Consider the following 11,967-nt stretch of genomic DNA (forward strand, 5'->3'; position numbering starts at 1 on the left):
GGCGCCTTGGCGCTGCGCACGGGCTTGGCCTCGGGACAGGCAGGGGTCTGGGCCGGGGGACAGGCGCAGCAATTGGCCGCCGTCTGCCCCTGGGGCGGCAGGGTGGGCGCCTCGGCTGTCGTGGTCGCCGGCTCTTCCGCGTCAGCCTTCGGCGCCGACTTCTCGGTGAAGGCGGGCTTGGGCGGACGCTCGTCGCAGGCGGCGAGACCCAGGGTCAGGCCGAGGACGGCGAAGACCGGCAGAATGATACGCTTACGCATGGCCAAAACTCCTTGGCCGCACGCTGCGCGTTCATACCTCGTTAACGCTGTAGGATTCTCCCATTGCGAGAGTGAGAGGCTGCCCAAAGGCGTGACGCCACGGGAATATTAAGCCTTATCAGCGACCTCGGGCGCGACGGAGCGCTGTGAGTTGAACCGCCTGATCGCAAACCAGGCCGCCAGGGCTAGACCCTCGCCAGTCAGATTGGCGGCTAGGTCGGCAAGTTCCCCCTGTCGCCCCAGGCCCATGGCCGCCTGGGCCAGCTCCACCCCGGCGCCGAGCAGGACCACGCCCCCCAGCAGGACCAACCGGGGTCCGAAGGCGAACAGGCCAAGGCCGGTGAGCACGAAATAGGCCAGGGCGTGCCGGGCCTTGTCCCAGCCCAGACCCGCCGCCGGCGTCGCCTCGGTCGGCGCCAGGGAAAGATAGAGGATGGCGGCGAGACACAAGGTGAAGGCCATCCCGGCATAACGGCGGGCAAGCGGCGAGAGGGCGGCGCGGAACAGCATGCCCCTTGCTGACACGGGGCGGGCTCCGCCTCCAGTGCTTGAGCGCCCAATCGGCGCTCGGAGATTCCATCCGGCGCGGGAAGCAGCTAGCGTCGGGCCGTAAACAGGCGTTTGAAGGATGGCGATGATGGCGGTCGAGGCGGTGATCTGGGATTTCGGCGGGGTGTTCACCTCATCGCCCTTCGAGGCCTTCGCCCGGCACGAGGCCAAGATCGGCGCGCCGAAGGACCACATCCGCCGCGTCAATGCGACCAATCCCGACACCAACGCTTGGGCGCTGTTCGAGCGCAACGAGATCGATACGGCGGGTTTCGACGCCCTGTTCCTGGAAGAATCCACCGCGCTCGGCCATCCGATCCGCGGCGCCGACGTGCTGCCGCTGATCTCCGGCGTGGTCCGGCCGCGGATGGTCGAGGCGCTGAAGATCTGCAAAGGCCATTTCAAGGTCGGCTGCATCACCAACAACATGGTCAGCCACCACAGCCCTGGCCCAGACGGCGCGCAGAAGCCCCGGGGCCTGATGGGCGAGATCATGCCCCTGTTCGACCATGTGATCGAAAGCTCCAAGGCCGGGGTGCGCAAGCCCGATCCGCGCATCTATCAGATGATGTGCGAAGCCCTGTCGGTGGCGCCGGGCTCATGCGTCTATCTCGATGACCTGGGGGTCAACTGCAAGCCGGCCGCCCAGCTGGGCATGACGGCCATCAAGGTGGTCGATGTGGACCAGACCCTGGCCGAGCTGGCCGCCGCCACGGGGCTCACCTTCCCGACCGAGGCGCCGGCGCAATGAGCCGGCCCGAACGCATCGGCGCCGAGGCGGCGCTCGCCGAACTGCCAGGCTGGCGCGCCGGCGAGGGCGAACGCGAGACCCTGGTGCGGACCTATCGCTTCGCCGACTTCAACACAGCCTTCGGCTTCATGGCCCGGGTCGCCCTGATGGCCGAGACGCTCGACCATCATCCCGAATGGTTCAATGTCTACAGCCGCGTGGACGTGACCCTCACCACCCACGACGCCGGCGGGGTCACCGCGCTGGACCTGAAGCTGGCGCGCTTCATGGACGAGGTCGCCGGCCCGCAGGCCTGAGGCCCTCAAGATACTAGATACAGATCCCAGGGAGGGACGAGACATGACCGGACGGGTTGCAGGAAAGAAGGCCTTCATCACCGGGGCCGCCCAGGGGCTGGGCCAGGCCGCCGCCAACGCCTTGGCGAAGGAAGGCGCCAAGGTGACCCTGGCTGACATCAATCACGACGGGGCCAAGGCCGCCGCCGCCGCGATCAACGCCGAACATGGGGAGGGGACCGCCTTCGCCCTGCCCCTGGACGTCACCCGGGAGGACCAGTGGATCTACGCCCTGGAAGAAGCCGACGCGGCCATGGGCGGCATTTCGGTGCTGCTCAACAACGCAGGGGTCAGCCGGGGCGGCGACATCGAGCAACTGTCCTATGAGGACTGGAAGCTGGTGATGAGCGTCAATGTGGACTCCGTCTTCCTGGGGACCAAGCACGCCCTGAAATACATGCGCCACGCCCAGCCGGGCTCGATCATCAATATCAGCTCCATCGCCGGCCTGATCGCGGCCCATAACAGCCCGGTCTACAACGCCTCCAAGGCGGCGGTCTGGCTCTTGTCCAAGGGCATCGCCCTGCATTGCGCCAAGCAGGGGCTGGATATCCGCTCCAACTCCATCCACCCGACCTTTGTCGACACCCCCATCCTCGACCCCCTGCGCCAGCGGTTCGGCAAGGAAGAGGCCGAGGCCAAGCTCGCCCGGCAGGTGCCGCTCGGGCGCATCGGCGCGCCCTCGGACATCGCCAATGCGGTGCTCTATCTGGCGTCGGACGAGAGCCGGTTCATGACCGGGGCGGAGTTGAAGCTGGACGGCGGCATCTCGGCCATGTGAGGCCCGGCCCGCTCAGTTCACCAGGATGGTGCCCAGCAGCAGCGTGGCGCCGGTCTTGCCCAGGACCCGGTCGGCGTCCCGCTGCAACTGGCGGCCGATATAGTCGGCGTTGGGCAGGGCCGAAGGGCCTAGGCCCGCCCCATAGACCCGCAGGCTCTGGGCGAAGGCCGCCCGCAGGCGGGGCTCCGACAGCTCGGCATGGGCGCGCAGCTTCTCGTCGGGAATGTCGAGGCCCACCTCGACGGTCATCACCGCCCGACGCCCCCGCTCGCCGGCCACGGTGGCCGTGAGCGTGGGGAACTGCAGGAAGGTCAGCCCCCCGCCCTTCTTCTTGTCGCCGCCCTTGGGCGCGCCGGCGGCGGACGCCGCGCCGGCGACGAAGAGACCAAGGCCGGCGGCGAGCAGGGCCGGAAGGGCTGTGAGCCGCAGGCGCGAAGGCTGTTCCATACGTGGCGGTGTGCCGCACTTATGGTTAGCGGTCTCTTTACGCGGGCGCCCCGAGACTGCGGCTAAGATTCGCATGGGCCATATCGGAGGCCGCCTTGGGCCGTTTCGCGCCAACCTCGCTCAACCTCGACGGCAAGGTCATCCTTGTCACCGGCGGCACCGGCTCTTTCGGCCGCCGCTTCATCGACGCGGTGCTGTCCCGCGCCCGACCCCGCAAGCTGATCGTCTACAGCCGCGACGAGCTGAAGCAGCATGATATGCAGATCGACCTGGCCGAGCGCTACGGCCCAGAAGACCTGGCCCGCATGCGCTTCTTCCTCGGCGACGTCCGTGACCGGGAGCGCCTGACCCTGGCCCTGCGGGGCGTCGATATCGTCATCCACGCCGCGGCCCTGAAACAGGTGCCGGCGGCCGAGTACAATCCGTCCGAATGCATCCACACCAACGTGCTGGGCGCCGAAAACGTGGTCTGGGCCTGCCTGACCAACCGGGTGAAGCAGGTGGTGGCGCTCTCCACCGACAAGGCCTGCAATCCCGTCAACCTCTATGGGGCGACCAAGCTCGCCTCGGACAAGACCTTCGTGGCCGCCAACAACCTGGCCGGCGACATCGGCACCCGGTTCTCGGTGGTCCGCTACGGCAATGTGGCCGGCTCCCGCGGGTCTGTGGCGCCCCTGTTCCAGCGGCTGATCGCCCGCGGCGCCACCGAGCTGCCGATCACCGATCCGCGCATGACCCGCTTCCTGATCACCCTGAACGAAGGGGTGGACTTCGTGCTGTCGTCCCTGGAGGTGATGCGCGGCGGCGAGATCTTCGTGCCCAAGATCCCCTCGGCCAAGATCACCGACCTGGCCGAGGTGCTGGGCCCTGGCCTGCCCCACAAGATGGTCGGCATCCGGCCAGGCGAGAAGCTGCACGAAATGATGATCTCGGTGGATGATGCGCGCTCCACCGTCGATCTGGGCGACCGCTACGCCATTGAGCCGGCCTTCGTGGAATATCCCCGCGAGTCCTTTGTCGGCGCCTATCCGCTGGTGGCCGAGGACTTCTCCTATGCCAGCGACACCAATTCCGAATGGCTGAGCGGCCCGCCCCTGCTGGACCTGCTGGAGGACGGGGCTCCCCCCCGCCGCCGCCGGGCCACCGACTGACCGCCATGGCCGAGCCCGTCCTGCCATCCGAGCCCTTTCTGCCCTATGGCCGCCAGACCATCGAGGACGACGACATCGCCGCGGTGAGCGCCGCCCTGCGGGACGACTTCCTGACCACCGGCCCGCGGGTGGAGGCCTTCGAACAGGCCTTCGCCCAGGCCGTCGGCGCACCCCATGCAGTGGCCTGCGCCAATGGCACCGCGGCCCTGCACCTGGCCATGCTGGGCCTGGGCGTCGGCGAGGGCGAGGTCTGCGTCGTGCCGTCGACCACCTTCCTGGCGACCGCCAACTGCGTTCGCTATGTGGGCGCCGAGGTGGTCTTCGCCGATGTGGACCCCCAGAGCGGACTGATGCGCCCCTCTGACCTGGCGGAGGCCCTGGCCAGGGCCGCGGGCCGCCGGGTTGCGGCCGTCCTGCCGGTCCATCTGCGCGGCGATGTGGTCGATCTTCCCGCCATCGCGCGACTGGCGGAGGCCGCCGGCGCCGTGGTCGTGGAGGACGCCTGCCACGCCCTGGGCTCCGAGCACTTAGGATCTGTTCAGTCGGGCGAAGGCCGGGCGCGCCCGGTCGGCTGCGGCGAGCTTTCGGCCGCCGCCACCTTCTCCTTTCATCCGGTCAAGACCATCGCCACCGGCGAGGGCGGCATGATCACCACAGCCGATCCTGAGCTGGCCGAGCGGATGCGGCGCTTTCGCAGCCACGGCATGGTCCGGCCCGAAGGGGGCGAGCCCTGGTGGTATGAAATGGCCGAGCCCGGATTCAACTACCGCCTGCCCGATGTCCTCTGCGCGCTGGGTCAGTCCCAACTGGCCAAGCTTCCCCGGTTCGCGGCGCGGCGCCGGGCCCTGGCGGCGCGCTATGCTGAACAATTGTCCGCCCTCGCGCCCCAAGTCGTCCCCGCCGCCTCGCCCCAAGGAAGCCGCCCGGTTCCTCACCTGATGAGCGTGCTGATCGACTTCGACGCCCTGGGGCTGACCCGCCATGCGGTCGTCGAGGCCCTGAAGGCCAAGGGGATCGGCAGCCAGGTCCACTACATCCCGGTCCACAGCCAGCCCTACTACCGTGAACGGTACGGCGACCAGCGCCTGCCGGGCGCCGAGGCCTGGTATGCGCGCACGCTGAGCCTGCCGCTCTATCCGGCCATGGCCGACAACGATGTCGATCGGGTGGTCGACGCCCTTAAGGCCGCCCTGCAGACCGCCTAGAGCGCGTTCCGATAAGTGGGACCCGATCGGACCAAACGCGCCCAGGACTTAGGGTTTAGAGCCTGATTCAACGATCAGACGGCTCCGTCTGATCGCATCAGGCTCTAGGCCGCCAGGCCCGCGGCCTGGATCAGGGTCCGCACCTCGGCCATGCGCTCGGGCGAGCGAGCCAGTTCTTCCCGGGTCTCGTCCAGCCGCACCAGCTTCAGGGCCTCGGCCTTGGCCCGGTCGGCCGCCGGCCCCAGGGGCGCGGCCTCGCCGCAGGCGAGCTTAAGCAGCAGGGTCAGGCGGTGGGTCACCGGCGCATTGGCCCGGGCCACCCCTTGCGCCACCTTGGCGTCGGCCTCGGCCAGGCCGCCCAGGTCGCCGAGCTTCAGCTGGATCGGTTGATAGTCCTCCTTGGCCAGCCCCCCACGGCCCAGGGCGCGGTAGAGCTTGGCCAGCGAGAACAGGCGCTGGGCTGCGGAAACCTCGGCGTTGCGGGCGGCCTTTTCGAAGGCCAGCGAACCCACCACCGCCGACAGCCAGCGCACGGCCTGACGCTTGTTGGCCGCGCCGATAACATTCTCCACCAGCCACATCAGCGCCTCGGCCTCCTCGATGGAGGTGCGGCCCGAGCCGAGATAGGCGTTCACGAAGTCGCCGGTGACCAGCATCTTCGAGCGATTGACGAAGGCCGAGTGGACGTCCTCCAACGGGACCATGTCCCCGGCCGCCGCGGTCAGGGCCATGGCCAGGCCACGCAGCAGGTCGATCTCGGCCGCCGCATCATTGGGCATCAGCCGGCGGGGGCCATTGAGTTCCTTGAGCACCCGCTTGGTGATCGCGCTGCGCACCGCCCGGAAGTCCTCGGTGGCCAGCCAGCGCCCGAGGCGCTGGGCCGGCTCCGACAGCTCGGGCATGATCTTGGCCACCGACGGCTCGGCGCCGATCAGGGCGTCCACCGCCTGATGGGCCGCCAGACGGGTCATGGCCGCCAGGCGCACCCCCAGGTCCAGATCCTTGCCCAGCAGACCTTCAAGGCCCGCCGCCGAACCGAGGATCTCGGCCAGGGGCTGTTCGATGGTCTGCAGGGCCAGGCCCCGCGGCGGGCCGGCGATCGGCGCGGCGTCCGCCAGGTCGAGGAGGCGGGTGACCTTGTCGGTCCAGTCACGGGCCGGCGCGATGGAGGCCGCCACGCCGGCGCCCAGCAGATAGGCGCGTTCGGGTTCGCGGGAGACCCGCTCAGCCGCAGCGGCGAAACCTTCCTTGTCCACGTCCGGCAGGCCGCCCCGACGGGCGTCGCCCAGCAGGCGCTCGATCGTACGGCTCACCAGGGCCTGGAAGGTGCGCATGACCTCATGCACCCCCAGGCCCCTCGCCTGGGCCTCGGGCACGGCGATCTTCTGGATGGCGTGCTGCAGCTCGACCCCGGAGGCTTCCAGCTTTTCGACCAGGTCGGCCCGGTGCAGCAGTTCGAAGGGCGTCGCCTTCTGGCGCACCAGCCAGCTGTCCAGCAGCCGACCGATCCGCTCGCGGGCATGGACCGTATAGAGATCCTGCGGGGTCACGCAGAGCGGGTCGTTCCGCTCCGGCTCCTTCTTGGTCTTGACGTTGTCTGGGAGGCCGAAGGTCTGGATATTGACGCTGCGATATTCGTTGGTCTCGAGGTCCATCGTCTCCTTGGTCACCCGGGAGGTCGCCACCCGGCGCTCAGCGATGAGCTCCTCGGCCAGGGCCAGGGCCTGGGCGCGGTTCTCCGTGGCCATTTCCAGCGTCCACCCGGCGGCGGGCGTCTTCTTGACGAAAACTTCGTAATGCACTTTGGCGCGTTCCATTCAGGTCGCTCCCCAGGACCAGGATGGAGCATCCGCCAATAGAATTAAGGTCCGATTGATCCTGGGAACGCCCAATTCTTTCGGGAATTTAACTTTCAGCTGGCGGCGGCCGCCACATTGAGGCCATGGCCACGAACCAGTAGCTTGGCCTGACGCCTACAAGACCTGAAGGAGCCCTGTTCCCACATGGCCAACATCACCCTGGTGGATGACGACGAGAACATCGTCACCTCGGTCAGCCTCGCCCTGGAAAGCCACGGCCACACCGTGAAGGCCTTCTATGACGGGGCGGCCGGCCTGGCGGCCCTGGAGAACGAGCCCCCGGACCTGGCGATCCTTGACGTCAAGATGCCGCGCATGGACGGCATGGAGGTGCTGCGTCGGCTGCGCCGGACCAGCGAGCTGCCGGTGATCATCCTCACCTCCAAGGACGACGAGATCGACGAGATCCTCGGCTTCAACCTCGGCGCCGACGACTACATCCACAAGCCCTTCAGCCAGCGCCTGCTGCTTGAGCGGGTGAAGGCGGTCCTGCGCCGGGCCGGCGCCGATGGGGCGGAGCCCCCGGCCGGACCGGTCTCCGAGGCCGAGGCCCGGGCGCTCAAGCGCGGCAAGCTGACCCTGGATCCCGCCCGCCACGACTGCCTGTGGGAGGACCGGCCGGTGAAGCTCACCGTCACCGAATTCCTGCTGCTGCAGTCCCTGGCCCAGCGTCCCGGATTCGTGAAGAGCCGCGACAACCTGATGGACGCGGCCTACGACGATCAGGTCTATGTGGACGACCGCACCATCGACAGCCACATCAAGCGCATGCGCAAGAAGTTCCGCGAGATCGACCCTGAATTCGACGCGATCGAAACCCTCTATGGCGTCGGATACCGGTACCGGGAGTCCTGAGCGCCGGCCCCGGCGCGAGGGGTGGCGATGGCTGCCCGGCTCGCGCCTTGGCCGGCTGATCATCGTCCTGAATCTGTTCGGGCTGGCGATCCTGATCTCCGGCGCCCTGGTGCTGAACGAACTGCGCCGGGGCCTGGTCAACGCCCGCATCGACAGCCTGACCACCCAGGGCGAGCTGATCGCCACCATCATCGACCAGGCCGCCACCGTCGGCGAGCCCGAGCCGATGATGGACGGCGCCTACGCCTCTGAAATCCTGCAGCTGCTCTCCAATCCGCGCTCGCAGCGGGCCCGGCTGTTCGACGCCGAGGGCCGGTTGATCGCCGATTCCTACTGGGTGTCCGACCGGGTGGAGTGGCGCACCCTGCCGCCGGCCAGGACCCGAGGGGACGGGCCCGGCCTCGACCTCAATCTCAGTGGCGAAGACGATCCCCAGGACGCCGCCACGGCCAAGGCCGAGGCCGCCCTGCGCGCGGAGGTGAACACCGCCCTCCGCGGCGTCCATTGGGCGGGGCTGCGCATGGGCGCCGACGAGGAGCGGGTGGTTTCGGTCTCCATCCCCATCCAGCACGTCAAGGCGGTGTTGGGGGTCCTGACCCTGGAAGCCCGCGACGTGGACGAGATCATCGCCGCCGAGCGGGCCGCCCTGCTGCCCTTCATCCTGATCGCCATCAGCGTCTCGCTGATCTCGTCCCTGCTGCTCAACCGCCTGATCGCCCATCCGGTGCGGCGCCTGGCCCGGGCCGCCGACCGGGTGCGGCTGGCCCGCGCCCGGGCGATCTCGGTCCCCGACATCTCCCGCCGGGACGATGAACTTGGCGACCTGTCCCGCTCCCTGGAGGACATGACCCACGCCCTGTCGGAGCGGATCGACGCCATCGAGCGGTTCGCCGCCGATGTGGCCCATGAGATCCGCAATCCGCTGACCTCCCTCCGCTCGGCCGTGGAGACTCTTGGCCTGGTGGAGGAGCCGGCGGCCCGCGATCGCCTGATGGCGGTGTTGCAGAACGACGTCCAGCGGCTGGACCGGCTGGTCACCGACATCTCCAACGCCTCGCGGCTGGACGCCGAACTGTCCCGGGAGACCCCCACGCCGGTGGACCTGCGGCGGCTGATTTCCGATGTGGTCTCGCTCTATCAGGCCACCGCCCGGGCCGGCGAGCCCTCGGTCGTCTTCACCCCCGCCGAGCCGGTCGAGCCGGTCATGGTGTCGGGTCAGGAGGGCGCACTGGGCCAGGTTCTGCGCAATCTGATCGACAACGCCCGATCCTTCAGCGCCCCGGATGGCGAGGTCCGGGTCGGGCTGTCGCGCCAGCGGGGCCGGGCCTTCATCACCATCGACGACGATGGGCCGGGCATCCCGCCGGAGAACCTGGAATCCATCTTCGAGCGCTTCTACACCTCGCGGCCCAAGGGGGCGGCCTTCGGCGGGAATTCAGGCCTGGGGCTCTCCATCGTGCGCCAGATTGTCGTCGCCCATGACGGCTCGGTGCGGGCGGAGAACCGCAGGCCGGAGGGCGCGGCCGAAGGGGGCGGCGAGGAAGACCCCAGGGCCGTGGCCGGGGCCCGCTTCACCGTCATCCTGCCTGAGGCTCGCCGGTGATCCTGCATGCGGGCCTCATCGCCCGCTACGAGGCGGGCGGCTGGCGCGGCGTGCTGATCGAAGGTCCCTCCGGCGCCGGCAAGAGCGACCTGGCCCTGCGATGCCTCGACCTGGGCTTCCGGCTGGTGGCCGACGACCGGGTGTTGGTCTGGCGCTCCGGCGGGCGCCTGTTCGGCCGGGCGCCGGAAACCCTGGCCGGACTGATGGAGGTGCGCAATCTGGGCGTCCTGCCCTTCCCAGCCCTGACCTTCGCGCCCATCGCCCTGACGGTGCGGCTGGGACTTGGCGAACGGCTGCCGGATCGCGAAACTGTGACACATCTTGGGGTAGAATTGCCCGTCATAACGCTCGCGGCGCTTGAAAACTCAGCGCCTGCGAAACTGGGTCGCGCCCTGGACACCCTTGGATGATGCGCGGAAGGCGCGTATCACAGCCGGCTTCTGGCCCGCATTCTTGCTGTGATGGGGCCGACAGGGGATAGCCTTTGAGAGCGTTGCCATGATCGGGCTCGTGATCGTTACGCACGGGCGATTGGCCGCAGAGTTCGTTTCGGCGATGGAGCATGTGGTCGGACCGCAGAGCGCGGTGGAGGCCATCTGCATCGGGCCTGATGACGACATGGAACGGCGCCGGATGGACATCCTGGCCGCCTGCGCCCGGGCCGACACCGGCGGAGGCGTCATCCTGTTGACCGACATGTTCGGCGGCACCCCCTCCAATCTGGCCATCTCGGTGATGGAACAGACCCAGGCCGAGGTGATCGCCGGCCTCAACCTGCCCATGCTGATCAAGCTGGCCAGCGTGCGCACCCGTTGCGGCCTGGAGGACTGCGTCTCGGCCGCCCAGGAGGCGGGACGCAAGTACATCTCCGTGGCCTCCTACGTCCTGGCCGGCGAAAAATGACCGCCGAGCGCACGGTCGAAATCTTGAACAAGCGGGGTCTGCACGCCCGCGCCTCGGCCAAGTTCGTCAAGCTCGCCTCGTCCTTCGAAGCCGAGATCCAGGTCTCCAAGGACGGCCAGAGCGTGGACGCCCGCTCGATCATGGGCCTGATGATGCTGGCCGCCGGCCCCGGCAGCACGATCCATATCGCCGCCGAGGGCGAGCAGGCCGCAGACGCCATGGAGGCGCTGTGCGCCCTGGTCGCCGCCCGCTTCGAGGAAGACCAGTAGCCTCTCGCCTCAGGCCTTGAGCTTGTAGCCGGTGCGGAACATCCAGCCGATGGCCGTCAGGCAGAGCGCCATGAAGCCGAGCGTCATGGCGAGGCTGATCCCGATGTCCACATCGGAAATCCCATAGAAGCTCCAGCGGAAACCACTGACCAGATAGACCACCGGGTTGAACAGGGTGATGGTCTGCCAGAGCGGCGGCAGCATGCTGATCGAATAGAAGCTGCCGCCCAGGAAGGTCAGCGGCATGACCACCAGCATGGGCACGATCTGCAGCTTCTCGAAGCCGTCGGCCCAGATGCCGATGGCGAAGCCGAACAGGCTGAAGGTCACCGCGGTCAGGACCAGGAAGCTGATCATCACCAGGGGATGGGCGATCTCGTAGGGGACGAAGATCCGCGCCGTGGCCAGGATGATGAGCCCCAGGATGATCGACTTGGTGGCCGCGGCCCCCACATAGCCGGCGACGATCTCCGCCACCGAGATGGGCGCTGAGAGCACCTCATAGATGGTGCCAGAGAACTTCGGCATGTAGATGCCGAACGAGGCGTTGGAGATGCTCTCGGTCAGCAGGGACAGCATGATCAGGCCGGGGATGATGAAGGCGCCGTAGCTGACCCCATCGATCTCCACCATCCGCGAGCCGATGGCCGAGCCGAACACCACGAAATAGAGCGAGGTGGAGAGCACGGGCGAGACGATGCTCTGGCCGATGGTGCGGCGCGTGCGGTTCATCTCATAAATGTAGATGGCGCGGATGGCTTCCAGATTCACGGCGTGCGCCTCAGCAGGCTGACGAAGATGTCTTCGAGGGAGCTTTGGGCGGTGTGCAGGTCCCGGAAGGCGATGCCGGCGGAGGCCAGAGCTTCCAGCAGGTCGGCGATGCCGTGGCTGTCACCCTCGGTTCCGTCGGCTGCGGCGGTATAAATGTAAGTCAGGCAGGCGCCGTCATCCGAGAGCGTGAGGTCGAAGGGGGCGAGGTGCGTCGGCACGCTGGCAAGC

Annotated in this window: 14 protein-coding genes and 2 pseudogenes; 10 read left to right on the forward strand and 6 right to left on the reverse strand. The window is 68.2% G+C overall.

Annotated elements, in window-relative coordinates; translation table 11 throughout:
* Together Q7S93_RS16160 and Q7S93_RS16165 are read right to left on the reverse strand one after the other, a co-directional pair.
* Window positions 1-260 (reverse strand): annotated as a pseudogene (locus tag Q7S93_RS16160) (hypothetical protein); the annotation flags it as partial.
* A 108-nt stretch (window positions 261-368) separates the two neighbouring features.
* A complete protein-coding gene (locus Q7S93_RS16165) occupies window positions 369-785 on the reverse strand; it encodes a hypothetical protein (protein WP_304715069.1) in 417 nt (138 codons plus the stop codon).
* Between the two features lie 112 nt (window positions 786-897).
* Between Q7S93_RS16165 and Q7S93_RS16170 the strand changes: the two genes are divergently transcribed.
* Genes Q7S93_RS16170 through Q7S93_RS16180 form a run of 3 tightly spaced genes read left to right on the forward strand, consistent with a single transcriptional unit; the run spans window position 898 to window position 2,676 of the window.
* On the forward strand, window positions 898-1,560 hold the full coding sequence (locus Q7S93_RS16170; RefSeq protein WP_304715097.1) for an HAD-IA family hydrolase: 663 nt from the start codon (window positions 898-900) through the stop codon (window positions 1,558-1,560).
* Window positions 1,557-1,856, forward strand: a complete 300-nt coding sequence (locus tag Q7S93_RS16175; protein WP_304715071.1) for a 4a-hydroxytetrahydrobiopterin dehydratase — start codon at window positions 1,557-1,559, stop codon at window positions 1,854-1,856. The genes Q7S93_RS16170 and Q7S93_RS16175 overlap by 4 nt, the downstream gene beginning before the upstream one ends.
* A gap of 43 nt (window positions 1,857-1,899) precedes the next feature.
* On the forward strand, window positions 1,900-2,676 hold the full coding sequence (locus Q7S93_RS16180; protein WP_304715076.1) for an SDR family oxidoreductase: 777 nt from the start codon (window positions 1,900-1,902) through the stop codon (window positions 2,674-2,676).
* Window positions 2,677-2,688: 12 nt separating this feature from the next.
* Here Q7S93_RS16180 and Q7S93_RS16185 read toward each other — a convergent pair whose 3' ends face one another.
* On the reverse strand, window positions 2,689-3,123 hold the full coding sequence (locus Q7S93_RS16185) for a hypothetical protein (RefSeq protein WP_304715077.1): 435 nt from the start codon (window positions 3,121-3,123) through the stop codon (window positions 2,689-2,691).
* Between the two features lie 95 nt (window positions 3,124-3,218).
* On the opposite strand from Q7S93_RS16185, the gene pseB reads away from it, so the two are divergent.
* Window positions 3,219-4,274 carry a UDP-N-acetylglucosamine 4,6-dehydratase (inverting) gene (gene pseB / locus Q7S93_RS16190; protein WP_304715080.1) on the forward strand — a complete coding sequence of 352 codons (1,056 nt, stop codon included), beginning with the start codon at window positions 3,219-3,221 and terminating at the stop codon, window positions 4,272-4,274.
* A 5-nt stretch (window positions 4,275-4,279) separates the two neighbouring features.
* Entirely contained in the window at window positions 4,280-5,479 is a 1,200-nt protein-coding gene (gene pseC, locus Q7S93_RS16195) for a UDP-4-amino-4,6-dideoxy-N-acetyl-beta-L-altrosamine transaminase (protein WP_304715081.1), read from the forward strand.
* 104 nt (window positions 5,480-5,583) lie between these two features.
* On the opposite strand, the gene Q7S93_RS16200 is transcribed toward pseC, so the two are convergent.
* Window positions 5,584-7,296 (reverse strand): hypothetical protein, encoded by a 1,713-nt coding sequence (locus Q7S93_RS16200; RefSeq protein WP_304715087.1) that lies wholly within the window; start codon window positions 7,294-7,296, stop codon window positions 5,584-5,586.
* Window positions 7,297-7,482: 186 nt separating this feature from the next.
* Between Q7S93_RS16200 and Q7S93_RS16205 the strand changes: the two genes are divergently transcribed.
* The 5 genes from Q7S93_RS16205 (at window position 7,483) to Q7S93_RS16225 (ending at window position 10,968) form a co-directional block, all read left to right on the forward strand.
* Window positions 7,483-8,193 (forward strand): response regulator transcription factor, encoded by a 711-nt coding sequence (locus Q7S93_RS16205; RefSeq protein WP_304715089.1) that lies wholly within the window; start codon window positions 7,483-7,485, stop codon window positions 8,191-8,193.
* A complete protein-coding gene (locus Q7S93_RS16210; RefSeq protein ID WP_304715090.1) occupies window positions 8,162-9,796 on the forward strand; it encodes a sensor histidine kinase in 1,635 nt (544 codons plus the stop codon). The genes Q7S93_RS16205 and Q7S93_RS16210 overlap by 32 nt, the downstream gene beginning before the upstream one ends.
* Window positions 9,793-10,206: an HPr kinase/phosphorylase gene (locus Q7S93_RS16215; RefSeq protein ID WP_304715091.1), complete on the forward strand. Its 414-nt coding sequence runs from the start codon at window positions 9,793-9,795 to the stop codon at window positions 10,204-10,206. Before Q7S93_RS16210 ends, Q7S93_RS16215 begins: the two co-directional genes overlap by 4 nt.
* Window positions 10,207-10,294: 88 nt before the next feature.
* Window positions 10,295-10,699 carry a PTS sugar transporter subunit IIA gene (locus Q7S93_RS16220; protein ID WP_304715094.1) on the forward strand — a complete coding sequence of 135 codons (405 nt, stop codon included), beginning with the start codon at window positions 10,295-10,297 and terminating at the stop codon, window positions 10,697-10,699.
* Window positions 10,696-10,968: an HPr family phosphocarrier protein gene (locus Q7S93_RS16225; protein ID WP_304715095.1), complete on the forward strand. Its 273-nt coding sequence runs from the start codon at window positions 10,696-10,698 to the stop codon at window positions 10,966-10,968. The genes Q7S93_RS16220 and Q7S93_RS16225 overlap by 4 nt, the downstream gene beginning before the upstream one ends.
* Window positions 10,969-10,977: 9 nt before the next feature.
* Here Q7S93_RS16225 and Q7S93_RS16230 read toward each other — a convergent pair whose 3' ends face one another.
* Both Q7S93_RS16230 and Q7S93_RS16235 read right to left on the reverse strand, forming a co-directional pair.
* On the reverse strand, window positions 10,978-11,739 hold the full coding sequence (locus Q7S93_RS16230) for an ABC transporter permease (protein ID WP_304715096.1): 762 nt from the start codon (window positions 11,737-11,739) through the stop codon (window positions 10,978-10,980).
* A pseudogene (locus tag Q7S93_RS16235) lies at window positions 11,736-11,967 on the reverse strand (multidrug ABC transporter ATP-binding protein); the annotation flags it as partial. The gene Q7S93_RS16230 and the pseudogene Q7S93_RS16235, both read right to left, overlap by 4 nt.

This window comes from Phenylobacterium sp., assembly GCF_030646615.1.
Taxonomy (GTDB): Bacteria; Pseudomonadota; Alphaproteobacteria; order Caulobacterales; family Caulobacteraceae; genus Phenylobacterium.